The following is a 25,607-nucleotide window of genomic DNA, read 5'->3' as shown; positions in this document are numbered from 1 at the left end:
CGATGCCGCCTGCCGCTGCCAGAGCACCGCGGCGAGCGCGACGGCCAGCACGGCGCACACCGCGCCGATCAGCCAGAGCGGCTTGCGCGAGTCGCCGGCGGCGCCCGAAGGCGCCGCATGCGGCGGCGGCGCATGGATGGTCGGCGTGCTGCCAAGCTGGCGTTCGGCCTGCGCCTTTTTAAGCGCTTCGAGGATATAGGACATATTATTTTCCCGCCACGGGTGGCGCGAGCAGGCGCGGTTCTGCGACCCCGCTCATCTGGTTCAGGCGCATGAAGGTGCGCGGTCCGGCCACCCCGTCCGCTTTCAGGTTTTGCTGGTTCTGGAACGCGCGCAGCAACTGCTGGCTGGCGCTGCCGAAGTAGGCGTTGGGCGGCGGCGCCGGCTGCCCAGCGGCCTGCGCCAGGCGCGCCGCGATCCAGTCGACATCGGCGCCCTGCTCGCCCGCCCTGACCTCGTCGCGGAAGCTGCGCGGGATGCGCCAGAAGGTGGTGTAGCTGCCGTCGAAACGCGCCGCCAGCGTGGCCAGGTCGACCACCTGCGACACGCCGTTCAAACTGAGCGTGGCGGTCTTGTCGTCGAGCCGGGTCAGCACCGCGTGGCGCTGGTCCTGGCCCTCGCGCAGGGTCACGATGGCGGGCCGGTCGAGCAGGCGCAGGTCGTACACGCCGCCCCTGCCCTGGTTGCAGCGCAGGTCGATTCGGATCGCCGCCGCGCACGGTTCGCCCTCGGGCAGGGGGGCGCCCCACAGGGACGCCAGTTCACGCAGCGCGTCGTCGGCCAGCGCATGGCCGAGCGGCGCCACGGCGGCGGCCACCGTTGCCGGCGCCGGGGCGGGCGCCCTGGCCACGGCCACCGGTTTGGGACGCGCCCGCGCCGCGGCCGGCGCCGGCGCCGCAGCGAACGGCAGCAATTGCCACGCCGCCGCCGCGCTGATGGCGGCGCCGGCCAGCAGGCCGCCGGCCAGCAAGGGCCAGCGGCGCGCCGGCGCCTTGGCCGGCGGCGCGCTGCCGGCGAACACTTCGGCGCTGGCCGTGCTCAATATCTTGCGCGTCACTACGCGGCTGTTCTCTACATAGGCGCCGAGCAGCGCGCGGTCGCACAACAGGTTGATCCGGCGCGGCACGCCATGCGTGAGCCGGTGGATGTGCGGCATCAGACGCGCCGGGAACGGCGCCGGCGCGGTGGCCCCGGCCACCGCCAGCCGGTGCGCGACGTAGCTGCCGGTTTCCTCCGGCGAGAGCGACCCGAGGTGGTAGCGCGCGATCACGCGCTGGGCCAGCTGCTCGAGTTCGGGACGGGCCAGGATGGCGCGCAGCTCGGGCTGCCCGATCAGGATGATCTGCAGCAGCTTGCGCTCGTTGGTCTCGAGGTTGGTCAGCAGGCGCAGTTGTTCGAGCACGTCGGCCGACAGGTTCTGCGCCTCGTCGATGATCAGCACATTGTTCTTGCCCTGCGCGTGGCTGGCGAGCAGATAGCCGTTGATCGCGTCGACATAGCCCTTGACGCTGACCACGCCCGGCCCCGCCGCCGCCGGCGCGATGCCGAACTCGTCGCAGATCGACAGCAGCAGCTCCTCGACCGTCAGCTTCGGATTGAAGATGTAGGCGAGCTTGCAGTTGGCCGGGATCTGCTCGATGAAGCAGCGGCACACGGTGGTCTTGCCGGCGCCGATCTCACCCGTGAGCAGCACGAAGCCCCCGCCGCTGCCGACGCCATAGAGCAGGTGCGCGAGCGCCTCGCGGTGGCGTTCGCTCATGAACAGGTAGCGCGGATCGGGGGCGATCGAAAACGGTGCTTGCTTCAGGCTGAAATAATGCTTGTACATGGATTTCCCGGATGTGCCCCGCGCCGCCTAGCGGGCTGGCGGCAACGGCTTGTATTTGGCGCAGTAGACTTTCGACTTGTCGAGGAAATAGACGATCTTGCTGCCCGGGCGCGACTGGCGCACCGGGAACGCCGTGGCGTCGGCCTTGAAATGGCGCACCCCCGACGCCGCGCGGATCGCCGCCTCGAGCGCGTCGGGCCCGGCGTCGCTGACGGCGCCCACAAAAACGAGTTCGCTCGTGTCGTCGCTGACCATGATGTCCGACACGGTCGCGCCCCACAGGCTGGCCGGGCCGGTCTTGAACCAGTAGGCGCCGCCTTCGTGCTTGTAGTGCGGCCCGAAGGTGCTGGCCATGTAGGCGTAGAAGTAGGCGTTGTCGAGATGGCTGCGGCACAGCACCGCGCTGCCGATGACCGGCCCGAAGGTCGACGGCACGGCGCCCGCGATCGCCGGCGCCAGGCACAGCAAGGCCGCCGCCAGGGCGCGGCGCGCGGCCGCGCGCGAGGCCGCGGCCAGAACCCGAAGCGGGTGCCGGCTCACACGGTCAGTGGCGGGCGCGCTCTTCCTTCTTGACCTTCTTGGCTTCCTTCTTTTCTTTCATGCTCTTAGCCGGTTCTTTTTTGGTCTCTTTTTTGTTGTCTTGTGCTTTGCTCATTGCCAACTCCTGGTGAAGGCCCGGCGGCACATGCCGCGCCCGGGCTGCGCACATTATGCCACCCGCCGCCCGGTATGTGACAAGCTTGCCGGGGAGGGACGAAAAAAAGCCCGCGCAGGGCGCGGGCTCCGGAAGTGAGCAGCTACAGCTCGACTAACCTTTTTGTTGTTGTCCCGGGTCGAACGGAAGGCGGGCGGCCCTCCGTGAAGATTCTTCATCGAAACATTCAGTTCTTATGTGCAATATAGCACGCGGCCCGGATATGTACAGGCTTGATTCGACCTATTTTGCGCGCTTGTGGAAACCGGGCGACGAACCGCAAACGGGCGATGCGAAACAAGCAATTGAAAACAAGCAATCGGAAACCGATGGCCTCACGCGGCCGGCAGCCAGGGATCGCTCTCGGGCCGCGGAAAGCGCGCGCTCATGAAGTCGACGAAGCTGCGCAGCTTGCCCGACATCTGGCGCCGGCTCGGGTAGACCATCATCACCGAGACGATCCCGAGGTGGTGCCCCTTGAGCAGCTGCACCAGGCGGCCGCTGGCGAAATCGTCCTCGAGCGTGAACGAGGAGCGGATCATGATGCCCATGCCGGCCAGCGCCGCCTCGCGCAGCACCGCGCCGTTGTTCGACACCATGCGGCTCGTGATCGGCACGTTCAGGCTCTTGTTCTCCCACTGCACCGGCCAGTGGTGGCGCAGCTGCTCGAACGCGAAATTGAGGCAGTCGTGCCGCGCCACGTCGGCCGGGGTGGCCGGCGCGCCGCGCCGCGCGATGTAGTCGGGCGAGGCGCACAGCACCACGGTCGATGTGGCCAGCCGGCGCGCGATCATGCTGGCGTCGAATTTTTGCAGGCCGATGAAAATGCCGACGTCGTAGCCCTCCTCGACCAGGTCGACGTTGTGGTCGGCCAGCGTCACGTCGAGCACCACCTCCGGCACCGCCTTCGCGTACAGCGGCAGCAGCTGCGCCAGCTGCGACTGGCCGAAGCCGGGCTGGCAGTAGATGCGCAGGGTGCCGCTCGGGTTCTTGGAGGTCGCGCTCACGAGCGCGTCGGCGTCGTCGATGTCGAGCAATATCTGGCGCACCCGCTCCAGATACTGCTGCCCGGTTTCGGTCAGCGACAACTTACGCGTGGTGCGGTTGAGCAGGCGCGTGCCCAGATGGGCCTCGAGGTCGGCCACATTGCGCGTGACGACCGCGTTCGACATCTCGAGCGCCGTGGCGGCGCCCGCGAAACTGCCCTGCTCGACCACCTTGGCGAACACCCGCATCGATTGCAGCCTATCCATTCCACCTCCCCCCAATCATTTCCACCCCCAATCATTCCACATTCAGCAATAGTACATTTCCATTATTCGCCTTTTTCTCATCAGCCGCAATGGATAGAATGGCTTCCATGGACTCGCGACACAGTCCCCCACCGCCGCGGCACAGGCATTTAGCCAAGCGCGACGATCACAACATAAACCGGAGTAAGACCATGAACGTACAAAAATTCCTCGCTGCTGCCACCGTGTTTGTCGCAGCCGGTTCCGCCTTCGCCGCCGATGCGCCCGCCGCCAACACCGCCGCCGCGACCAACGCCGCCGCCGCCGTGAGCACCTTCGCCACACTGAATATCCCGGTGGTCCAGACCGTAAAGGTCTCGCAGCCGGGCTGGAGCAAGCGCGCCATCACCAAGGCCGAGGCGGTCGAGTTCGCCCGCAACCACAAGACGGCCTTCGCCATCCTGATCGAGCAGTACAGCAACTAAGCATCGCGCAAAAATAAGCATCGCAGGCTCCGGCCGGATGCGGGGTGGACCGGGCAGCCGGTCCGCCCCGTTTGCGTTCTGGCCCCCGGCTAGTGCATTTGACGCCGCGTTTTTTGACATCCGTCGGTTTTCCCGCACCGGGGTTTTCGGTTTCCCCTATTCTGGCGCCACTCGACACCGCAACCCGGCGCGGCGTCCCATCGGAGCCAGAACAAACATGAGAACAACACTCAAGCAAACCACCCTCGCCGTCGCCCTCGCCGCCGGCGCCTTCGCGGCCCCCGCCAGCCACGCCGAAAACACCGGCGCCAAGCCCGTCGTGACCGAAACGCGCCAGATCGGCGCCTTCAGCGCGATCAACCTGAGCGGCCCCTACAAGGTCGTCATCACCGCGCAGGGTCCGGACGGGCTCACGCTCACGGGCGAGCGCGAGCAGTTGGCGAAGATCGAAACCTTCGTCAGCGGCGGCACCCTGACCGTGCGCCCGGTCGCCGATCGCAAATCGTTTTTCCGCTTCGACGTCAACATCAATAAGCAGATGCCGACCTTGCGCATCTCGGCCGCAACCCTCAACAGCCTGAAGATGTCGGGCAGCGGCGACGTCGCGCTCGGGCAGCTCGCGGCCGAGCGCTTCACGCTCTCGCTCCACGGCCCCGGCGACCTGAACGCCACCGGCAGCGTGCGCGAGCTGGCCGCCAGCAGCGCCGGCAGCGGCGACCTCGATCTGCGCCGTCTCAAGACCACCAACGTCAAGCTCGACATGACCGGCCCCGGCGAGGTCGCCATGGCCGACGTCGACGGCCGGCTCGACGCCGCCATCAGCGGCTCGGGCGACCTCGCGGCCGAATCGCTCAGATTGAGCAAGCTCGATCTGCGCATGCGCGGCCCCGGCAACGCCACGCTCAGCGGCTCGAGCGCCGAACTGCGCCTCGAGATGAGCGGCTCGGGCGACTTCGAAGGCTGCGCGCTGGCCGTCGCCGCCGCGGCGGCCGAACTGCGCGGGCCGGGCAACGGCTGCATCGCGGGACCGATCAAGAAATTGACCGGCGAGGTCTCGGGCTCGGGCGAACTCGAGGTGCGCGGCCTGCAGGCCCAGGAGACGCGCCTGCGGATGCGCGGCCCCGGCAACGTGACGCTGGCCGGCAGCACCGACCTGTTCGAGGCGCAAGTGAGCGGTTCGGGCGACCTCGACGCCGGCCAGCTCAAGGCGCGCAACGCCACACTGCGCAGCCGCGGCCCGGGCAACGTGGAACTGTCGGCCGTGGCCGACACGCTCGACGCCGAGATGGACGGCTCGGGCACGCTCGACGCCAGCATGGCAGGCAAGCGCCTGCTGCTCAAGATGCGCGGCCCCGGCGAGGCGACCCTGCGCGGCAGCGTCGACAGCGTCGAGGCGCAGCTGACCGGTTCGGGCGGCCTGCGCGCGCGCGACCTGGTGGCCGGCCGCGCCGACGTCGCCGTGCAAGGTCCGGGCGAGGCGCTCGTCAGCGTCAAGGGCAAGGGCGAGACCGGCACCCAACTGCTCAGGGTCGACCGCCGCGGCACGCGCCAGACCAGCCTGTGAGGCGCGCGCCGCATCCGCGGCGCAGCGATCCACCACCGCGACGTTCCGGCCATCGGCCCGAACGTCGTTTTTTTTGAGCCAGAAAACAATACCACTTTCCGCCCCCGGAATTTGTTCGATTTGGGTCATTCGCTATGGCAAGAGCGCCGTTTGAGCCAATGCCAATTCATGCTCCAATAATACCAATTAAATACCTGTTGACAAGCCAATAGTGCAACCCTATAGTGCCCTGACCTCCAGCGCGGCCGCAGGACCGCGATCGACAACAAACACTGGCACAACACAGGCACAAAGCAGACCATGATCGACTATTTAATCGGCGTCGACGGCGGCGGAACCGGCACCCGCGTGCGCCTCGCGAGGGCCGACGGCACCGAGCTGGCCCAGGGCCGCGGCGGCCCCTCCGGACTGTCGCTCGGGATCGCGCCGGCGTGGGCCGCGGTCGGCGACGCCGTCGCGCAGGCGTTCCGCGAGATCGGCATCGACCGGCCCGCCATCGGCGCGGCCGCCATCGGACTGGGCATGGCCGGCGTGCACAACAAGCAGTGGGCCGCCCGGTTCGCCGCCGCCGACCCCGGCTACGGCGCGCTCGCGCTCGACAACGACGGTTACACCACGCTGCTCGGCGCGCACCGGGGCGAGCCCGGCATCATCGTCGCGATCGGCACCGGCAGCGTCGGCCAGGCCCTGTTCGCCGACGGCAGCTTGCGCGAGGTCGGCGGCTGGGGCTTTCCGGCCGGCGACGAGGCCGGCGGCGGCTGGATCGGCCTGCGTGCGATCAACCACATCGAAAAGGTGCTCGACGGGCGCCGCCCGGACAGCCCGTTCGCGCGCGAGCTGATCGCGGCCTGCGGCGGCGACCGCGACGCCGTCCAGCTCTGGCTCGGCCGGGCCACCCAGACCAGCTACGCCAGCCTGGCCCCGATCGTGGTCCGGCACGCCACCAGCGACAGCACGGCGCGCGCCTTCCTGGCCGACGCCGGCCACGAGGTGGCCGAGATCACGGCCGCGCTCGACCCGTCCGGACGGCTGCCGCTGGCGCTGTGCGGCGGACTCGGGGAGCCGCTGCGCCCCCACCTGCCGCCCGAGCTGCTCGCGCGCAGCGTGCAGGCGCACGGCGACGCCGCCAGCGGCGCGCTGCGCATGATCGTCCGCCACCTCAAGGAAAAATAAACCATGTCCGCCACCCAGACGCGCAACGAGACACACAACGAGACGCGCAACGAGACGCGCAACGAGACACACAGCGCACTCAAAGGGAACATCCTCACGCCAAACGGCTGGATCAACGGCGCCGTCAGCTTCTCCGACCGGATCGGCGCGCTGCAAGGCGGCGCCGCCGACCCGGCCCTCAACGGCGACGACTACATCATCCCCGGCTTCATCGACCTGCACGTCCATGGCGGCGGCGGCCAGGACATCATGGAGGGCGGCGACGCGCCCCACACGATCGCCAGGCTGCACGCAAGGCACGGCACCACCGCCATGCTGGCCACCACCATGACGGCGCCGACCGACGACATCGTGGCCGCGCTCAAGGCGGTCGGCGCGGCCTGCGCCGGACCGCGCCGCGGCGGCGCGCGCATCCTCGGGGTCCACCTCGAGGGCCCGTACATCAACGCCGGCAAATTGGGCGCCCAGCCCGGCTTCGCGCGCGCGGCCACGCTCGACGAGGTGCGCCGCTTCGCCACCCACGCGCCGCTGCGGCTGGTCACGGTGGCGCCCGAGATCGAGGGCCACCTGCAGCTGGTGCGCGCGATGGCCGACGCCGGCATCCGGGTCCAGATCGGCCACTCGGCCGGCTCCTACGACGACGGCGTGGCCGCGCTGGCGCACGGCGCCACCGGCTTCACCCACCTGTTCAACGCCATGAGCGGCCTGCACCACCGCGAGCCGGGGATGGTCGGCGCGGCGCTGGCGCACGCCGAATTCGCCGAACTGATCCCCGACCTGCTGCACGTGCATCCGGGCGCGATCAAGGTCGCGCTGCGCGCGATCCCGCAGCTGTACTGCGTCACCGATTCGACCGCCGCCACCGGCATGCCCGACGGCGCCTACATGCTCGGCTCGCAGCAGGTCCACAAATGCATGGGCGGGGTGCGCCTGGCCGACGGCACCCTGGCCGGCAGCACGCTGACCATGGACCAGGCGCTGCGCAACCTGGTCGGCATCGGGCTCGATCTGGCCGACGCCTCGCGCCGGGTCTCGACCAACGCCGCCGATTTCCTCGGAGAGAGCTTGCGCGGACGCCTCGCGCCCGGCTGCTTCGCCGACCTGGTCGTGCTCGACCGCGAACTGAACATCAAAGCCGTTTATATCGAAGGAGAAGCGTGTGACCTCACTGATGCTTGAAGAAGCAATATCCGCGGCCGACTGCGTCGCCCTGCAGCTGGCAAACGACGCCGAGCGCTACGCCGAACTCGGCCGCGTGCTGCGCAGCACCGCGTTCAACAGCGCGCTGACAATCGCGCGCGGCAGCTCCGACCACGCCGCCAACTACTGCGCCTACCTGATCATGGCGCGCCTGGGGCGCGTGGTGGCCTCGCTGCCGATGTCGCTCGTCACGCTCAACCACGCGCCGCTGGCCACGCGCGACACGCTCACCATCGCGATCTCGCAATCGGGCCAGAGCCCGGACGTGGTCGAGCCGATCCGCTACTTCCGCGCCGGCGGCGCCACCACCGTGGCGCTGGTCAACGACATCGACTCGCCGCTGGCGCGGGCGGCCGAATGGGCCATGCCCCTGCGCGCCGGCAAGGAGCAAAGCGTGGCCGCGACCAAGAGCTTCATCACCAGCCTGGTGGCGGGCGCGCGCCTGGTGGCGCATTGGCAGGACGACCCCGCGTTGCACGACGGCCTCTCGGCGCTGCCCGGGGCGCTGGGCGAGGCCGCCCGCAGCGATTGGTCGGGCGCGCTCGAGGTGCTGGCCCCGGCCCGCAACATCATGGTGGTCGGACGCGGCATCGGCTTTCCGGTCGCGCTCGAGGCGGCCCTCAAGTTCAAGGAGACCTCGGCCCTGCAGGCCGAGGCCTTCAGCGGCGCCGAGATCAAGCACGGCCCGATGGCGCTGATCGAGGACGGCTACCCGCTGCTCATTTTCGCCACCCGCGGGCCGACCCAGGCCGGCCTGCTCGCGCTGGCGGCCGAAATGCGCGGGCGCGGCGCGCGCGTGCTGCTGGCCGCGCCCGCCGACGTCGCCGGACGCGACCTGACGCTGCCGGTCGCGGCCACGCCCGACCTAGACCCGATCGTCGCGATCAACGCCTTTTACGTGATGGCCGCGCAACTGGCCGAGGCGCGCGGGATGGACCCCGACCGTCCGCGCCACCTGAGCAAAGTCACCAGGACCAACTGAGCGCGGCCCGGAGCGGGTCCCACCATCCACCCCATTTTGCACGCGCGGCATCGACGGAGCAGCCCCATGAACGAACTCAAAAAACTCGCCGGCCAACTGATCATGATCCGGTTTCCAGGCACCGAACTCGATGCCGCGACGGCCGAATTTTTGCGCGCCAACAGCATCCGCGCGATCTGCCTGTTCCGCCAGAACATGGTCGACAGCGCGCAGCTGGCGCGCCTGACAGCCGACCTGCGCGCCGTCATGGGGCCGCACGCCCTGATCGCGCTCGACCAGGAGGGCGGCGCCGTGGTGCGCTCGACCTGGGTGCCGGCGCCGCCGTCGGCCATGGCGCTGGGCGCGGCCGACGACGCGCCACTGGCGCGCGCGGTCGGCGCGGCGGTGGCGCGCGCGGTCAAGGCGCTCGGCTTCAACTGGAACTTCGCGCCCGTGCTCGACCTCAACAACAACCCGCGCAACCCGGTCATCGCGGAGCGCTCGTTCGGCGCCGACCCGAGGCGCGCGACCGAACTGGCGCTGGCCTGGATGGCCGGCAGCGAATCGGAGGGCGTGGCCTGCTGCGTCAAGCATTTCCCGGGACACGGCGACACCCACGTCGATTCGCACCGCGACCTGCCCACCGTCGACAAGCCGCTGGCCGAACTCGAACGCTTCGAATTCGCGCCGTTCCGCATGGCCGCCGACAGCGCCCCGGCCATGATGACCGCGCACATCGTCTATCCCGCGCTCGACCCCGACTACCCGGCCACGATGTCGCGCCCGATCCTGCACGACCTGCTGCGCGCGCAGTGGCGCTACCGCGGCGTGGTCATCACCGACAGCATGGACATGCATGCGATCGCCGGGCGCTATGGCGCCGGGCCGGCGGCGGTGCGCGCGCTTGGCGCCGGCGCCGACATGGTCATGGCGCTGGGCAACCCGGAGATCCAGGCCGCGACGATCGACGCGATCGCCGCCGCCATCGCCGACGGCACCCTGCCGATGGACGAGGTCGCGCAGCGGCTGGCGCGCCTCGACGCGCTGGCCACCAAATACCAATGCGCGCAGTGCCCGCAGTGCCACTACCCGTTTGACGCCGACGACCGCGAGATCATGGCCGACGGCTGGCGCCGCGCCCTGACCGCGTATCGCCAGCCGCGCGCTCCAAAGCCCGGCGCCAGGGTGCGGCTGGTGGTGCGCCAGGACGTCGTCAGCGACGGCGTGTCCGAGGCCGGGGTGCCGGCGCAGGTGGTGGCCGACGCGCTCGCGCGCCTGTACCAGGTCGAGCTGGTCACCTACGCCGACGCCGAGACCTTCGACTGGGGCGCGCTGCCGGCCGACGGCAGCTTCGTGGTGCTGGCCTCGACCTCGCGCCTGCGCTACGGCCCCAACGCGCGCGCCAACTGGAGGCCCGACCTTCACCTGGCGCTGTGGAACCCCTACCAGGCGCTCGACATCGACGCCCCGGCCCTGATGACCTACGGCTTCGCCGCCCCGGCGCTCGACGCGGTCGGGCTGTGGTTGTCCGGCGCGCTCGAGGCCACCGGGCGCTGCCCGGTGCCCGGCTTCGACTAGGCGCCGCCGCGGCCCGCGCCGCCCCGGCGAAGTAGCATTTGCTTGCACATTAGCCCAGCTGGTTTGACGAGTTTATGTGACAATATATGGCTCGGGTCGGATGCGGACCGGTTTTACGCGCGGCCTCGCCGCCAGGACCGTCGCATCCCAGCGCCGATGCGCACATATAATTTCCCGGCATCTTCTTTCCTATTTGAATAAGGGTTTTCCATGTCAACAATCCGCCTCGCCCGAGTCAGCATGCTGCTCGCCGCCATCGGCCTGAACGCCGCGCCGGTCCTGCTTCAGAGCGCCCACGCCCAGGACAAGCCCGCCGCCGCCGCGCCGAAAGAAACCGTGCGTCCCGAATTGTACAAACTGATCGATCCGGCCGTCATCAACCCGCTGATGACGGCCAAGAAATTCGACGAGGTCGAGCTGCGCCTGACGCAGGCCGAGGCCATCGCGAACCCGACCCCGTTCGAACAATTCGTCCTGCAGCGCCAGCGCGCCGCGCTCGGCACCGCCTCCAAGAACGACGCGATGACGCTCAAGGCGATCGAGGCGATCGTCGAGGGAAAGCGCCTGGCCGAAAAAGAGAACAGCAATTTCATCCAGGTCATCACCAACACCTACTACCAGAAGAAGGACTACGCGAAGGCGATCGTGTGGGCCACGCGTTACCAGAAAGAAAGCGCGACCCCGCTCGCGATCCGCGACACCCTGATGCTCTCGTACTACTTCAACAAAGACTACGCCAACGCGCTGGCCAGCCTGCGCCCGATCATCGCCGAGGCCAAGGCGGCCGGCGTGGCGCCCAAGTTCGACGACCTGCGCCTGTATCTGAGCTCGGCCCAGCTGGTCAAGGACCAGGCCGCGACGCAGGACGCCACCGCCCTGATGATGGCCTACCACCCGAACGATGATCTCTGGCACGACTCGCTCAACCGCGTGATGATCAAGCCGACCTTCAACAAACGTCTGCATCTCGACGCCTACCGCCTCAAGATCGTCGCGCAAAAGGCGATGGAGCCGGGCGACTACGTCGAACTGGCCGAACTGGCGCTCGAGACCGGCTACTTTTCCGAAGCCAAAAACGTGATCGACGCAGGCTACGCCGGCGGCGTGCTGGGCACCGGCGCCGACGCGGCCAAGCACAAGAACGTGCGCGAGCGCGCCAACAAGGGTGCCGCCGACGACGCCAAAAACATCGGCACCGGCGAAGCGCCCGCCCTGAAGGCGAAGGACGGCCTTCCGCTGTTCAACCTCGGCTACGCGTATGCGACCATGGGCCAGTCCGACAAGGGCATCGGCCTGATGCAACAGGGCTTGGCCAAGGGCGGCCTAAAGCGGCCGGACGAGGCGGCCCTGCGCCTGGGCGCGTCGTACGCCAGGGCCGGCCGCAAGGACGAGGCGATCAAGGTGTTCGAGGGCGTCAAGGGCGGCGACGGCTCGGGCGAACTGGCCCGCCTCTGGATCATGCACCTGAAAGCGCCGGCGGCGGCTGCGCCGGCTGCGGCTGCGGCCCCGGCGGCGGCACCGGCCCCGGCCAAGTAGGCGATGCGGGGTGCGCCCCGCGTCTGTGCGGCCTCGCAGAGGGCGTCCCGGCCGCGGCCGGGACGCCCTTTCCATTTGCCGGCCCCGGACCGGGCGGGCGGCATGCCGGGGCCGGCCTTTTTCGGTGTTTTATTTGGTATCATCGACCACACGTGGGCCGGCCAAGGCGGCCCGCCGCCGCACCCGAGATGAGAAGGCACACCGACGCATGACCACCCTGGCCCGCATCATGCAGCAACTGTCCGAAACGGGCAGCCTGCCGCTGTACCAGCAACTGCAGCGCGCCCTGCGCGAGGCGATCGACCAGCACCTGTTCAAGGCCGACGACGCCCTGCCCGCCGAGCGCCAGCTCGCCGCCGACCTCGGCGTCTCGCGCATCACCGTGCGCAAGGCGATCGACGGCCTGGTGGGCGAAGGCCTGCTGGTGCGCCGGCCCGGCTCGGGCAATTTCATCAACACCCGGATCGAAAAGAATTTCGCCAAGCTGACCTCGTTTTCGGAGGACATGCGGGCGCGCGGGCGCACCCCGCGCAGCGTCTGGCTCAAGCGGGCCGGGGGCACCGTCACGCCCGAGGAGGCGCTGCGGCTGACGCTCTCGCCGGGCGCGCCGGTGTACCGCTTCGACCGCATCCGCTTCGCCGACGAGCTCCCGATGTGCCTCGAGTACGCGACCATCGAGGCGTCCTGCCTGCCCTCGCTCGACGCGGTCGGGATCTCGATGTACGAGGCGCTCGAGGCCGCGGGCAAGCGGCCGGTGCGCGCGCTGCAGCGCTTGTCGGCGCTGCTGCTCAACGCCGAACAGGCCAAGCTGCTGCAAACCAGGGAGGGCGCGGCCGGCCTGTGCGTCGAGCGGCTGGGCTTTTTGCGCGACGGCCGCGCGGTCGAATTCTGCCGCTCCTACTTCAGGGGCGACATGTACGATTTCGTCGCCGAACTGTCGGTCGCCTGACGGCCGCCGCGATCGCGGGCCGGGCCGGGGAAGAGTCCGTCCGGCCGCGGCCTATGGCGCTGGCTGCGCGGACGGCGCGGGCGGCGCGAACAGCGACAGCGATTGCTGCTCGCACATCTGGTTCCACAGGTAATCGAGCCGCATGGTCGCGGTGCTGTCGCCGCGCGCCATCAGGATCGCCGCCATCTCGCCGAACACGCGCACCCTGCGCCCCGCGGCCTGGGCCCGCGTCAGCACCGCCTTGACCTCGGAGGCGAACAGCGCGTCGTCGGGCCAGCCGTCGACCATGAAGGCGGCCAGCGTCTCCTCGGCCCCCAGCGGCACGTACTGGCCGCCGGCGCGCGCCGCGTCGAGGTCCACCCCGTGGCCGCCGAGCCGTTCGGCCAGCGCCGCCAGGTGCGGCGCGGTCGCCACCACCACCGCCGCCTCGCCCAGCGCCAGGCCCTCGCGCACGAAGGCCTCGAGCGTGTCGATGGCCCGCCCGCCGCCGCCGTCGCCGTCACCATCCACGTCCACGGCGCAGGGCGCGCCCTGGGCGGGCGCCGCGGCGGCGAACGGCATCAGCCGCTTGCGGTTGATGAAGGTGTGCGGCGCGCGCTGCGACGGCACGAACGCGTGCGGGCGCCCCAGGCTGGTCTTGGCCTCGTGCGCCATGCGCTCGTCCTGCGCCTTGTCGTGCAGCAGGCGGTGGTGCCGGAACGCGTCGCGCACCTGGCCGCGCAAGTGGTTGTTGTCCCACGGCTTGGTGTAGAAGCGGTAGATCGCGCCGCAGTTGATCGCGTCCATGATCGACTCGAGGTCGGTGTACCCCGACAGCACGATGCGCAGGGTGTCGGGGTACATCTCCTTGACCCGCGTCAGGAACACCGTGCCGCTCATGCCCGGCATGCGCTGGTCGCACAGGATCAATTGCACCGGATTCATGGCGAGCAGCTCGAAGCCCTCGGCGGCCGACCCGGCCGCGAGGATGTGGTAGCGGTCCTGGCGCAGCAGGCGCTTGAGCGAACTGAGCACGCTCGCCTCGTCGTCCACCAGCAGCAGGGTCTGGCGCGGCGGGCCGCCGCCGTCGTCCTGCGCCGGCAGGCGCTTCTCCTCGCGCAGCAGTTGCTCGAGCTGGTCGAGCGGCAGCGGCGGGCTGAAAAAATACCCCTGGATCTGGTCGCAGTGGTGGCGCCGCAGGTACGACAGCTGGGCCGCCGTCTCGACGCCCTCGGCCACCACCTCGAGCTTGAGGCTGTGCGCCATGCTGATGATGGCCAGCGTGATGGCGGCGGCGTCGGGGTTGGTGGTGACGTCGCGGATGAAGGCGATGTCGATCTTGAGCTTGTCGATCGGGAAGCGCCTCAGGTAGGCCAGGCTCGAGTAGCCGGTGCCGAAGTCGTCGATCGAGATCTGGACCCCGTGCCGCTTGAGGTTTTGCAGGGTCGCGATGGTGCGCCCGGTGTTGGCCATAAGCGAGCTCTCGGTCAGCTCGAGCTCGAGCAGGTTGGCCGGGATGTCGTTGGCCGCGAGCGCCTCGAGCACGTCGGCGTCGAGGTCGCCCTCGATGAACTGGCGCCCCGAGACGTTGACCGAGATCTGCAGCGGCCCGATCGCCGACTTGATCCAGCGCCCGATCTGGCTGCAGGCGGTGGCGATGACCCAGGTGCCGACCTTCACGATCAGGCCGGTGTCCTCGAGCACCGGGATGAACTCGGCCGGCGAGACCAGGCCCGCGCCCGGGCGGCGCCAGCGCAGCAGCGCCTCGACGCCGGCGGTGCGCCCGCTCGAGAGTTGCACCTTGGGCTGGTAGTACAGCTCGAACTCGTCGTTCTCGATGGCGCGCCGCAGCGCCGTCTCGAGCTCGAGCCGGGCCAGCACGTCGGAGTTCATCTGCGAGGTGAAGAAGCGGTAGGTGTCGCGCCCGGCCTGCTTGGCGCGGTACATCGCGGTGTCGGCGTATTTGATCAGGGTGTCGCGGTCCTGGGCGTCGACCGGGTAGATCGCGATGCCGATGCTGGCCGTGACGACCATCTCGTGGCCCTGCAGGCAAAACGGCTCGCGCAGCGCCTCGCGGATCTTGTTGACCACGATGACCGCGTCCTGCTGGGTTTTCTGCATCATCAGGATCACGCCGATCTCGTCGCCGCCGAGGCGCCCGACCGTGTCGCGCACCCGCACGCAGCCGACCAGGCGCGCGCTGAACTGGCGCAGCAGCTCGTCGCCGAACGCGTGGCCCAGCGTGTCGTTGACGTTCTTAAAGAAATCGAGGTCGATGAACAGCACCGCAACCAGGCGGGCGTTGCTGTTGGCCTGGACCAGGGTTTTTTCGAGCGTGGCGTAGAACAGGGTGCGGTTGGGCAGGCCGGTGAGCGTGTCGAAGTGGGCCAGCCGGTGCAGCCGCTGCTCGGTGGCCTGGCGCTCGGTGACGTCGCGCACCACCGCGACGATGATCCAATCGTTGCCCGAGCGCAGCGCCTGGCGGTGCACCTCGCCCTTCATGAGCGAACCGTCCTTGCGCCGCAGTTCGACCGGCGAGAGCGCGCTCGAGGCCGCGCCCTCGATCAGCTCGTCGTAGGCGTCGGCCAGCCGTTCGGGCGTGCCCGCGCCCAGCTCGGCCGGGCCCAGCTGCAGCAGCTCCTCGCGCGTGTAGCCGAGCAGGCGGCAGGCGGTCGCGTTGACCTCGACGAGCCGCATGCTGGCGCGCTCGACGAGCATGATGGCGTCGGCGGTGGCGTCCATCGCGGTGCGGAAGCGCTGCAGGTCGGCGGTGCGGGCCTGCACCTGCTGCTCGAGGATCGAGCTCTGGCCGACCAGGAAATCGTTGAACGCCTTCAGGCGCAGCAGGTTGCGCACCCGCAGCCACAACTCGGCGCGGTCGACCGGTTTGGTCAGGAATTCCTCGGCGCCCGAGTCGAGGCCGGCGAGGCGCTCGCCGCGGTCGCCGTGGGCGCTGACCATGATGATCGGGATGTTCGAGGTCGCATGGTGCGACTTGAGCGCGTTGGCGACCTGGTAGCCGTCCATCCCGGGCATCATGATGTCGAGCAAAATCAGGTCGGGCGCCTCCGCCGCCACCGCCGCCAGCGCCTCGGGGCCGCTGGCGGCGCACACGGTGCGGTAGCCCTCGGGGCGCAGCAGGGCCTCGAGCAGTTTGCGGTTGATCAGCTCGTCGTCGACGATCAGGATGCAGGGCGTGGCCGCGCTCATGTGGTCCCGCCGAACGGATTCTGGGGATCGGCCGCGGGATCGGCCGCGCGGTCGCGCGCGGCGTCACGCGCCGGCTGGGCCGCCCTGGTGCGCGCCAGCAGGCTCTCGACCGTGGCCAGCAGCTGGGCGTAGCGCAGCGGCTTGGCGATGTAGCCGTCGCAGCCGGCGATCTGGCTGCGCTCCTGGTCCTCCTTCATCGCCAGCGCGGTCAGCGCGATGACCGGGATGGCGGCCGTGGCCGGGTCGCCCTTGAGCAGCGCGGTCGCGGCCAGCCCGTCCATGCCGGGCAGCTGGATGTCCATCAGGATCAGGTCGGGCCGCTCGGCGCGCGCGAGCGTCAGCGCGCTCTCGGCGTCGAGCGCGCACAGCACCGCGTGGCCGGCGTTCTTGAGCAGCAGCACGGCCAGCTTCATGTTCGCCTGGTTGTCCTCCACGACCAATATTGTCGCCATCTTCGGCCTTCCTTGCCTTCGTTTGCCTGCGTTTATCTTGGGTCGATCGCGCGCCTGACCTCGGCCAGGAAACCGCTGCGGTTGAAGCCCGCCTTTTCGATGATATGGATCACCGTCTCCGGATAACTGTTGAGGGCGGCCCGGTCCTGGTCGCTGACCCGCTTGGCCGTCACCACCAGCACCGGGATGCGCGCCGTGGCGGGCTCGCCCTGCAGCGCGGCGACGACGGCGAAACCGTCGATGTCGGGCATCATCAGGTCGAGCAGGATCAGGTCGGGGCACAGGCGCCGCGCCAGCAGGATCGCCTCGGCGCCGCCGTAGGCGCGCACCACCGAATAGAACGGCGCCGGCAGGAAGGTCGAGATCACCTCGACCGCCTTGGGGTCGTCGTCGACCACCAGCACCGTGTAGGTGCGCTGCTCGACCGGATGCAGGCCGAGGCCGTCGAGCGTGAGGCGCAATTCGGCGCGGCTGAGCGGTTTTTGCAGCACCGCCGCGGCGCCCCCGCGCAATCCCACATTGGCCTGGTTCTTGCCCGAGATGATCACCACCGGCACCCTGGCCAGCGCCGCGTTCTCGCGCAGGCGCAGCAGGAAGGCCCAGCCGTCCATGCCGGGCAGTTCGACGTCGAGCGTGATCAGTCTCAGCGGTTGGCGCGCGGCGATCTCGAGCCCGGCCTCGGCGCTGGCCGCGCGCACCACCGAGAAGCCCTCGGCCTCGAGCAGCAGGCGCACCAGGTCGGCGGCGCGGTCGTCGTCCTCGACCACCAGCGCGCAGCGTTCGTGCGCGGGCGCGCCCGGCGCCGGCGCCGGCTCGGGCGAGGCGCTGTTCTCCATCGCGCGCAGCGGCAGCCAGACGGCGAAGCGGGCGCCCTCGCCGGCCGCGCTGGCGACCGCCACGGTGCCGCCGTGCAGCTCGGCCATCTGCTTGACCATCGCCAGCCCCAGGCCGGTGCCCTCGAACTTGCGCGCCAGGCTGCTGTCGATCTGGCTGAAGGCGAGGAACAGTTTGGCCATGTCCTCGCGCGAGATGCCGATCCCGCTGTCGGAAACGCTGATCTCGAGGAACTCGTTGTGTTCGTTGTCGGCCAGCGCGAAGCCATGCACCGGCCACTCGCCGTCGAGCCGGCCGACGGCGGCGCGCGGCACCCGGTGCGCGCCCATGATCACGCGCGCGCCGGTGGCGCTGAACTTGACCGCGTTCGAGAGCAGGTTGTAGACGATCTGCTTGGTCTTGCGCATGTCGAGCCACGAGATGCCGAGGTCGTCGCCGATGTCGAGCTCGAGCCGGATGCGCTGCGCGCCCGCCTTCTCCTTGACGATGGTCAGGCTGTTGACGAGCAGGTTGCCGATGTCGACCATCTCGAGCTCGAGCGCCATCATGCCGGCCTCGACCTTGGACAGGTCGAGGATGTCGTTGATCAGCGAGAGCAGGTGCTGGCCGCTGGTGAAGATGTCGCCGATGTACTCGGCCTGGCTCTCGCCGAGCGGGCCGACCAGGCCGTCCTTGAGCGCCTCGGAAAAACCGATGATCGCGTTGAGCGGGGTGCGCAGCTCGTGCGACATGGTGGCCAGGAATTCGGACTTCATGCGGCTGGCGTGCTCGAGCTGCGTGTTCTTCTCCTGCAGCGTGCGCTCGATGCGCTTGCGCTCGGTGACGTCGCGCGCCGACGCGAACACGCCCTGCACGCGCCGTTCGCGGTCGTGGAACACGGCCGCGTTGTACGACACCACGGTCTCCTCGCCGCCCAGCGCGCGCACGGTGAGCTCGTAGTTGCTGACCTTGTTTTCGACGAGCACGCGGCGGATCGCGGCGTCGGCCTGCACCGGGTCGGTGAAAAAATTCTTGCTCGGCGCGCCGATCAGCTCGTCGCGGGTGCGCCCGGTGAGCGCGATCATCTGCTGGTTCACGTCCGAGATGATGCCGTGCGGGTCGGTCATCATCAGGGCGTCGATGTTCGACTCGATCAGCGAGCGCGTGTAGAACTGCTGGTCGCGCAACTGCTGGTCGAGCCGGGCCTGGGCCGCCTCGACCTGCTTGCGCGCGGTGTTGTCGGTGCCGATCAGCAGGTAGCCGAGGATCGCCTCGTGCGCGTCGCGCAGCGCCGTGACCGACACGATCGCGGGGAAGCGGCTGCCGTCCTTGCGGATGTAGGTCAGCTCGTAGATGTCCTCGATCCCGCGCGAGGCCTTGAACACGAGCGCGGCGAAGCCGGGGGTGATTGAGGTGTTGAATTCGAGGCTGAGCGTGTTGGCGCGCGCGATCAGCTCCTGCGGGTCCGAGATCGCCGCCGGCGTGATCTGGTTGAGCACATCGGAGGCGGCGTAGCCGAGCATGCGTTCGGCGCCGACATTGAAAATCTGGATCACGCCGTTTTCGTCGGTGGCGATGCTCGAGAAATAGGCGCTGTTGAAAATCGCGTCCTGCAACGCGCCCGTCTTGAGCAATTTCTCCTGGCGCATCGATTCGATGCTGCCGTCGGCGCCAGCTGGCGCCTTGTTGCCGCCGTCTGCAGAAAACGTTGTTGGCATAGTGGTCCGCGGTCAGACGAGCATGTGAAAAAATTCCAGCCTGACGCGCCACACGGGACCATGCGGGACCATGCGGGACCATGCGGGACCATGCGGGGGACCATAAGGGGTCGTGGCGAGCGGAAGAATGAATTACAGAATACCAGCGTTTGAACTATTTATCATCATTTTCGCTACCATTTTTACGACAGATTGCCGTTGATTACCGTCAATCATTATCGCGCATTGATAGTCGATTAACTTTGTCGATGGCGCGGACCACGGGGCGCGTTTCGCCGGCCCGTTTCGCCGGCCCGTTTCGCCGGCCCGTTTCGCCGGCCCGTTTCGCCGCCCCCAAGCCCGGCCGGCCACGGCCGCGACTTCGGCGGACGCGACTTCGGCGGCCGCTGCTTCGGGCGCTATTGGCGCGCGCGCTTCTCGCGCGATTGCTGGTGCGCGCTGATGCGCGACAATTCGCCCATTTCCTCGGCCAGGAACTCGAGCAGGTCGTCGACGCTGACGATGCCGGTCAGGCCGCCGCCAGTGTTGACCACGGGCACGCGGCGGATGCCCCGGAACCGCATGCGCTCGATCGTTTCGTAGACGTCGTCATTCTCGCTGGTGGTCAGCAGGTCGTCGCTCATGATGTCGTCGACGAGCAGACTGGCCGGATCGAGCCCGAGCGCGATGACCGAGACCACGATGTCGCGGTCGGTGACGATGCCAACAGGTATCAGCTCGCCGTCGGGTTGGTCGACCACGACGACGTCGCCCACATGGTGCTTACGCATGAGCAAGGCGGCACCTTGCACCGTTTCGTCGCGGGTACAGTGGATGGTTTGGACGGTACAGATTTCCCCAATGCGCATGGCGTTCTCCCGGTGTTTGCGCGCGAGCAGGACGGCGCGCGACAGGACTACGCTAACGCGGGATATCCGCAGCGGCCTTGATCTGGCTCAAAGCGGCGGCCACGCCCGAAAGGGCGATTGGATCAACGGCGCTCGCCCGGCAGTGGCACCAGGCAGGCGTCGACGATCTGCAGGTCGTTGTCCTTGGCAAAGTTGACGACGAAATGGTAGGCCAGCGGCTCGAGCTTGCGCAGCGCGTTGTTGACCACGACGGCCTTGGCGCCGCCGAGCACGGCCGGGCGCACGTACGGCGAAAACTGCAGGTGCGCGTTGGGGCCGCCCGTGCCCTCGGGGCGGAAGTGCGACATGACCCCGCACAGCCGCTCGGCCCAGTCGCTGGGACGGAACTGCGCGCCGGTGCTGGTGGTGCCAAGAATGAAAAACTCGTCGGCGAGTTCTTTCTTGCTGGGGGGTGACTCAAGCATAGGACGGCTTGTGCGGACAAGATTATTGCGGGTGGATAAACTGGGCGCGGCAGGCGGCGCCCCTGGTTCTGCTGACTCCCCGGTATTATATCTTATAGAAGACACGCGCTCGCGAAAGCGCGGGCGCGCCCGCCCCGCGCCCCGGCCGGCCGGCGTTTAGCCGAGCCAGACCGCGCTCGAGAGCAACAGCAGCAGCAGCATCCACAGCAGCAGCGCGCGCCAGACCAGGCCGACCGTGCTTTGCAACGCGCGCATGCTCGGCTCCTCGCCCGGCTGGACGTCGGGATCGGTGTCGCCCGAATCGACCGTGGCGGCGTCGGCCAGCGACATCCTGGGCGCCGTCTCGGCGGGCGAGCCGAGGCGCACCCCCATGGCGCCGCCGCCGGCCGCCAGGATGATGCCCTTGGCCTCGTCGCTCCAGCGGTTGGCGAAGTTGCGCCAGGCATAGATCGCATCCTCGAAGTTGCCGACCACGGCGAAGGCGACCGCGGTCAGGCGCACCGGCAGCCAGTCGATCCAGTAGAACGCGCGCGCGGCGAACCGGCCGAACGCCTCGTTGCGCATGTGCTCCGGTTCGTTCCAGGCGCGCCCCAGGTATTCGGAGACGCGGTACAGGATGGCGCCGGCCGGGCCGATCGGCATCAGGAACCAGAAGAACACGCCGAACACGCTGCGGTGGGTCGTCACCAAAGCCTTTTCGACGGCGATGCGGATGATCTCGCCGCTTTCCATGCCGACCGTGTCGATCTTGGTCCATTCGCGCAGCAGCGCGCGCGCGCCGGCCTCGTCGCCGGCGTTGAGGGCGATCTGGATCGACGTGAAATAGTGGCTGTAGTGGCGGAAACCGAGCGTGAGGTAGACGATCAGCACGTTCCAGGCGAAAGACAAAAGGATCAGGCCGTAGTGCTCGAACAGCCAGTGGACCAGGATGGCCGGCACCATCAGCGCGGCCATCATCAGCAGCCAGCCGGTGCGGCCGTGGCTCGACTCGCCCGCGTTGAACCAGCCCTCCATGCGCACCGCGAGGTTCTTGATTCCGGCATAGATCACGTTGTCCGCGCGCAGGGGCTTTAGTTGCTCCAGTAACAAGGCGCACAGGATGGAGAGGAATGTCATCGGAAGTCCTTTGTCAAATCAAGCATTGCGGCAATGCCCGCTACGATAACGCACAGACGTGCCGGAATCAAACTTATTGCTGTGCGGGGTGTGCCGGCGGACTCAGCAGCGTCTCAGGCGCGAAGCAAATGGAACAGGTTGCGCAGCATGCCGGCGGTCGCGCCCCAGATGTAGAAACGCTCGTAAGGCATCGCGTAGAAGCTGCGCCGGGTGCCCTCGGGCAGGGCGAACGAGAGGCGCTGGTGGTGCATGCCGTCCATCAGGAACTCCAGCGGCACCTCGAAGATCTCGTCGACCTCGTTGGGGTCGGGCAGCAGCGTGAACGGCGGCGTCACCAGCGCGACCACCGGGGTGACGCTGTAGCCGGTGCCGGTCATGTATTCGGGCAATACGCCGAGGATGTCGACATGGCGCCTGTCGAGGCCGATCTCCTCCTCGGTTTCGCGCAGCGCGGTCTCGATCGGCGAGGCGTCGCAGGCTTCGGCGCGTCCGCCCGGAAAGCTGATCTGGCCGGCGTGGTCGGTCAGGTGCGCGGTGCGCTGGGTCAGCAGCATGGTCAGGCCGTGCGCGCGCTGCACCAGGGGGATCAGCACGGCGGCCGGGGTCACCACGGGGCGCGGCGCCCAGACCGCCTCGGCCGGCTCGGGCTGCCACGCGGGCGGCGCGGCGAAGCGCGCGCGCAGCCACGCGGCCGCGAGCCGCTCGATGGCGACCGCGCTTTCGCCGGCGATGGCGTCGATCGGCAGCTCGCGCGGATCGAATGGCAATTTAGCCATGAAAGGGTCCTCCGGAAAACGAAAAAGGCATCCGTGGATGCCTTTTTGGGGACGCCTCGCGGCGCCCGTTTGTGCAGCACAGACGCAAATATTACACTGCGGCAGCTTTGCTGACGACGCGGCGCATTGGCAGTTTCTCTTTGATACGTGCCGATTTGCCCGAACGCTCACGCAGGTAGTACAGCTTGGCGCGGCGGACATCACCACGACGCTTGACTTCGATCGAAGCGATCAGCGGGGAATACAGCTGAAAGGTACGCTCGACGCCTTCGCCGGACGAGATCTTGCGAACGATGAAGTTCGAGTTCAGGCCACGGTTGCGACGGGAAATGACGACGCCTTCGTACGCCTGGGCGCGCTTGCGCGTGCCTTCGACGACGTTGACGCTGACGATGACGGTATCGCCAGGTGCGAAATCAGGAATAGTCTTACCCAGACGGGCAATTTCTTCTTGCTCAAGTTGCTGAATCAAGTTCATTTTTAGGACTCCAATAACCATCGTGCTGGCGATGGGGAGCTTATTTACGGCTCCCTACCCAGTATAGGATGGGGTTAAAACAGGGGCAACACGCCCCGGCCTCGCTTGCTACACAGGTTTTATTAAACCTGCCAAAAACTTTTCATCCGTCTTGCTCAGCAAGCCCGCCGCGCGGGCCTTGTCGAGCAGATCGGGACGTTTTTCCAGGGTCGCCTCGAGCATGCGCAGGCGGCGCCATTTGATGATTTCTGCGTGGTTGCCGCCGATTAGCACCGGCGGCACCTGCACGCCCTCGTACGCCTCGGGCCGCGTGTAGTGGGGCGAGTCGAGCAGACCGTTGACAAAACTGTCTTCGAGCGCCGACGCGTCGTCGCCCAGCACGCCGGGCAACTGCCGCACCACCGCGTCCATCAGCGCCATCGCCGGCAATTCGCCGCCCGAGAGCACGAAATCGCCGAGGCTGATCTCCTCGTCCACACAGCGGTCGAGCAAACGCTGGTCGACCGCCTCGTAGCGTCCGCACAGCAACACCAGACCCGCTTCGTTCTTCAGTTGCATGACCCGTTCGTGCGTGAGCGCGCGCCCCTGGGGCGACATGAACACCACTCGCGGACTGGGCAGCCCGAGCCCGACCTGGCGCCCCTTGGCGGCGCCGATCGCCGCCTCGAGCGGCTTGGCCAGCATCACCATGCCGGGACCGCCGCCGTACGGCCGGTCGTCCACGGCGCGGTGCTTGTCGCTCGTGAAATCGCGCGGATTCCAGGTCGACAGGCCCCAGCGTTGCTGCTCGTACGCGCGGCGGGTCACCCCCGACTGCGTCAGCGCGGCGAACATCTCCGGGAACAAGCTTACGACATCAAACTGCATCGAAATATCGCTCGCTGAGCGCCTTAATAATCAAGGCCCCAATCAACGGTGATCGTGCGGGCGGCCTGGTCGACGGTCTTGACAAAATGGTCCACAAACGGGATCAGGCGCTCGGCGGCGGACGTGGCGTCCGCGCCTGCCAAGGGCGTGATGCGCAAAATCGATTGCGCGCCGTTGTGCATCATGTCGGTGACCTGCCCGAGGGCTTCACCTTGCAAATTTATTACATCGAGCCCGATCAGGTCGGACCAGTAAAATTCGTCTGCCGGCAGTTGCGGGAATTGGCTGCGCGGGATGGTCACGGCGGCGCCCTTGAGCGCCTCCGAGGCATCCCGCCCGACCACACCGGCCAACTGGGCCACGACGTCGCCGCCGTGTATTTTCGCAGTCCGTACGGTGACGGCATGCAGGCCCGGTTTATCGAGCCACCAGGTTGACACGTTCAGCAGGGCATCGGCATCGGTCGAAAACGGGGTTACCCGGATCGAGCCGGCCACGCCGTAGGCGCCGGAAACATACCCGACTTGCGTCAGGTCGTCGGGGATTTGCACCCCTGATGCCGCTGTATCGGTCAAACCTGGAACAGACTTAAGCTGCTGCCACTGCTGGCTGGCTTGCGACCAGGCGAGCAACGGTTGGCGACAATTGTGCGCCAACGCCTTGCCAGTAGGCCAGACGATCGGCGGTGATGCGCAGACCGACTTCGCCGCCTGCCGCCATCGGGTTGTAAAAACCGATGCGCTCGATGAAGCGGCCGTCGCGGCGATTGCGCGAGTCCGTTGCAACGATGTTGAAGAATGGGCGCTTTTTGGCGCCTCCACGAGCTAAACGAATAACGACCATAATAATTCCAAAAATAGTTGTGCTGGGCGGAAAAAGCCGACAATTATAGCGCGCAATGCCGCGCAGCAGCAAGCGGTAATGACAACAGGGCGCGCAGTTCGGGACGAAGTTGAGCATTATCGCCGATTTCGGCCTCCACTGCCAAAGCATAAATGCGCGAACCGGCGCTGTGGCGGGCAATCGGCGCGGTTTGCGGCGTCCCCGCGCAACGGGCCCGGGTGTGCGCGTCCGATCGCGCGTCCGATCGCGCGTCCGAAAATTTTTAGCGCCAAGCGCGGCCAGATGACCGATACTGCTCGCTTTATTGCTTTAGATCTTGCCCAGATGACCACCCCAACGACCCACAAGAACAAGACACTCGCCACCTTCCTCGCGCTGGTGCTCGGCGGAATCGGCGCGCACCGCTTCTACCTGCGCGGCAGCCTCGACCGGCTGGGCCTGCTCCACGTGACCAGCATCCCGATCGCCGGCATGGTGTGGGGCTTGGCGCAGGACGCCAACCCGTTCTACCACGTGCTGCCCTTCCTCGTGTCGTGGATCGTCGCCTTCCTCGAGGCGCTCGTGATCGGCCTCACGCCCGACGAGAAATTCGACGCCGCCTTCAACGCCGGCGCTGGCAAGCAATCGGACTCGGGCTGGGTGCTCGCGCTTTTGCTGGTGGTCACCATGATGCTCGGCACGGTCACCCTGATCGGGACCATTTCGCGCCTGTTCGCCCTGCTCTTCACGGGCAACGCGGACGGCTAGCAGTTTGACGCGGGACGTGGAAAAGGGACGTGAACGAGGGACGCGAAAAAAGGGACGCGAAAAAAAGGGACGGAAAACATCCCCGGCCCTTTTTTT

Annotated in this window: 23 protein-coding genes and 1 pseudogene; 9 read left to right on the top strand and 15 right to left on the bottom strand. The window is 68.0% G+C overall.

The genetic code is table 11. From position 1 onward, the window contains the following. The 4 genes and pseudogenes from C7C56_RS17055 to C7C56_RS17040 form a co-directional block, all read right to left on the bottom strand. A pseudogene (locus tag C7C56_RS17055) lies at window positions 1–204 on the bottom strand (general secretion pathway protein GspB); the annotation flags it as partial. A 1-nt stretch (window position 205) separates the two neighbouring features. Next, complete coding sequence (locus C7C56_RS17050; RefSeq protein WP_106758572.1) at window positions 206–1,828, bottom strand: ExeA family protein; 1,623 nt, start codon at window positions 1,826–1,828, stop codon at window positions 206–208. Between the two features lie 27 nt (window positions 1,829–1,855). Continuing rightward, a complete protein-coding gene (locus C7C56_RS17045) occupies window positions 1,856–2,368 on the bottom strand; it encodes a hypothetical protein (RefSeq protein ID WP_106758571.1) in 513 nt (170 codons plus the stop codon). Window positions 2,369–2,857: 489 nt separating this feature from the next. After that, complete coding sequence (locus tag C7C56_RS17040; protein WP_106758570.1) at window positions 2,858–3,775, bottom strand: LysR family transcriptional regulator; 918 nt, start codon at window positions 3,773–3,775, stop codon at window positions 2,858–2,860. 191 nt (window positions 3,776–3,966) lie between these two features. Between C7C56_RS17040 and C7C56_RS28945 the strand changes: the two genes are divergently transcribed. From C7C56_RS28945 to C7C56_RS17000, 8 genes are all read left to right on the top strand, one after another. Next, entirely contained in the window at window positions 3,967–4,239 is a 273-nt protein-coding gene (locus tag C7C56_RS28945) for a hypothetical protein (protein WP_181373215.1), read from the top strand. Between the two features lie 217 nt (window positions 4,240–4,456). Then, a complete protein-coding gene (locus C7C56_RS17030) occupies window positions 4,457–5,803 on the top strand; it encodes a GIN domain-containing protein (RefSeq protein ID WP_106758568.1) in 1,347 nt (448 codons plus the stop codon). Between the two features lie 300 nt (window positions 5,804–6,103). Then, entirely contained in the window at window positions 6,104–6,976 is an 873-nt protein-coding gene (locus C7C56_RS17025) for a glucosamine kinase nucleotide-binding domain-containing protein (protein WP_106758567.1), read from the top strand. 3 nt (window positions 6,977–6,979) lie between these two features. After that, entirely contained in the window at window positions 6,980–8,155 is a 1,176-nt protein-coding gene (gene nagA, locus C7C56_RS17020; RefSeq protein WP_106758566.1) for an N-acetylglucosamine-6-phosphate deacetylase, read from the top strand. Beyond that, window positions 8,148–9,158, top strand: a complete 1,011-nt coding sequence (locus tag C7C56_RS17015) for an SIS domain-containing protein (protein ID WP_181373217.1) — start codon at window positions 8,148–8,150, stop codon at window positions 9,156–9,158. Before nagA ends, C7C56_RS17015 begins: the two co-directional genes overlap by 8 nt. 66 nt (window positions 9,159–9,224) lie before the next feature. Further along, window positions 9,225–10,715, top strand: a complete 1,491-nt coding sequence (nagZ, locus tag C7C56_RS17010) for a beta-N-acetylhexosaminidase (RefSeq protein ID WP_106758565.1) — start codon at window positions 9,225–9,227, stop codon at window positions 10,713–10,715. A 210-nt stretch (window positions 10,716–10,925) separates the two neighbouring features. Further along, window positions 10,926–12,251: a hypothetical protein gene (locus tag C7C56_RS17005; RefSeq protein ID WP_106758564.1), complete on the top strand. Its 1,326-nt coding sequence runs from the start codon at window positions 10,926–10,928 to the stop codon at window positions 12,249–12,251. A 208-nt stretch (window positions 12,252–12,459) separates the two neighbouring features. Further along, window positions 12,460–13,200, top strand: a complete 741-nt coding sequence (locus C7C56_RS17000; RefSeq protein WP_106758563.1) for a GntR family transcriptional regulator — start codon at window positions 12,460–12,462, stop codon at window positions 13,198–13,200. 51 nt (window positions 13,201–13,251) lie between these two features. On the opposite strand, the gene C7C56_RS16995 is transcribed toward C7C56_RS17000, so the two are convergent. The 11 genes from C7C56_RS16995 to rpsP all read right to left on the bottom strand — a co-directional run bounded on the left by C7C56_RS16995 (window position 13,252) and on the right by rpsP (window position 24,764). After that, the gene (locus C7C56_RS16995; protein WP_181373214.1) at window positions 13,252–16,389 is read right to left on the bottom strand and encodes an EAL domain-containing protein; all 3,138 of its coding nucleotides are present in this window, start codon (window positions 16,387–16,389) and stop codon (window positions 13,252–13,254) included. Continuing rightward, window positions 16,386–16,841 carry a response regulator gene (locus tag C7C56_RS16990; protein WP_106758562.1) on the bottom strand — a complete coding sequence of 152 codons (456 nt, stop codon included), beginning with the start codon at window positions 16,839–16,841 and terminating at the stop codon, window positions 16,386–16,388. Before C7C56_RS16990 ends, C7C56_RS16995 begins: the two co-directional genes overlap by 4 nt. A gap of 32 nt (window positions 16,842–16,873) precedes the next feature. Beyond that, window positions 16,874–19,372, bottom strand: coding sequence for a PAS domain-containing hybrid sensor histidine kinase/response regulator (locus C7C56_RS29970; protein WP_106758561.1), 2,499 nt, complete (start codon window positions 19,370–19,372; stop codon window positions 16,874–16,876). A gap of 398 nt (window positions 19,373–19,770) precedes the next feature. Continuing rightward, window positions 19,771–20,220 carry a CBS domain-containing protein gene (locus C7C56_RS16980; protein ID WP_106758560.1) on the bottom strand — a complete coding sequence of 150 codons (450 nt, stop codon included), beginning with the start codon at window positions 20,218–20,220 and terminating at the stop codon, window positions 19,771–19,773. A 122-nt stretch (window positions 20,221–20,342) separates the two neighbouring features. Continuing rightward, entirely contained in the window at window positions 20,343–20,684 is a 342-nt protein-coding gene (locus C7C56_RS16975) for a DUF3579 domain-containing protein (RefSeq protein WP_106758559.1), read from the bottom strand. A gap of 156 nt (window positions 20,685–20,840) precedes the next feature. Continuing rightward, on the bottom strand, window positions 20,841–21,800 hold the full coding sequence (locus C7C56_RS16970) for a CobD/CbiB family protein (protein ID WP_106758558.1): 960 nt from the start codon (window positions 21,798–21,800) through the stop codon (window positions 20,841–20,843). Window positions 21,801–21,913: 113 nt separating this feature from the next. After that, a complete protein-coding gene (locus tag C7C56_RS16965; protein WP_106758557.1) occupies window positions 21,914–22,576 on the bottom strand; it encodes a CoA pyrophosphatase in 663 nt (220 codons plus the stop codon). Window positions 22,577–22,667: 91 nt separating this feature from the next. Beyond that, window positions 22,668–23,054 (bottom strand): 50S ribosomal protein L19, encoded by a 387-nt coding sequence (gene rplS, locus C7C56_RS16960; RefSeq protein WP_106758556.1) that lies wholly within the window; start codon window positions 23,052–23,054, stop codon window positions 22,668–22,670. 108 nt (window positions 23,055–23,162) lie between these two features. Next, window positions 23,163–23,921 carry a tRNA (guanosine(37)-N1)-methyltransferase TrmD gene (gene trmD / locus C7C56_RS16955; RefSeq protein ID WP_106758555.1) on the bottom strand — a complete coding sequence of 253 codons (759 nt, stop codon included), beginning with the start codon at window positions 23,919–23,921 and terminating at the stop codon, window positions 23,163–23,165. Window positions 23,922–23,944: 23 nt separating this feature from the next. Beyond that, window positions 23,945–24,553: a ribosome maturation factor RimM gene (gene rimM, locus C7C56_RS16950; RefSeq protein WP_370660218.1), complete on the bottom strand. Its 609-nt coding sequence runs from the start codon at window positions 24,551–24,553 to the stop codon at window positions 23,945–23,947. Further along, entirely contained in the window at window positions 24,510–24,764 is a 255-nt protein-coding gene (gene rpsP, locus C7C56_RS16945; RefSeq protein ID WP_106758553.1) for a 30S ribosomal protein S16, read from the bottom strand. Before rpsP ends, rimM begins: the two co-directional genes overlap by 44 nt. A gap of 324 nt (window positions 24,765–25,088) precedes the next feature. On the opposite strand from rpsP, the gene C7C56_RS16940 reads away from it, so the two are divergent. Continuing rightward, complete coding sequence (locus C7C56_RS16940; RefSeq protein WP_106758552.1) at window positions 25,089–25,511, top strand: NINE protein; 423 nt, start codon at window positions 25,089–25,091, stop codon at window positions 25,509–25,511. Window positions 25,512–25,607: the final 96 nt, after the last annotated feature.

This window comes from Massilia glaciei (assembly GCF_003011895.2).
In the GTDB taxonomy this organism is placed as follows: Bacteria; Pseudomonadota; Gammaproteobacteria; order Burkholderiales; family Burkholderiaceae_D; genus Telluria_A; species Telluria_A glaciei.
Note: the sequence above shows the minus strand (reverse complement) of the source record. Positions and strands in the feature narration are given on the sequence as shown.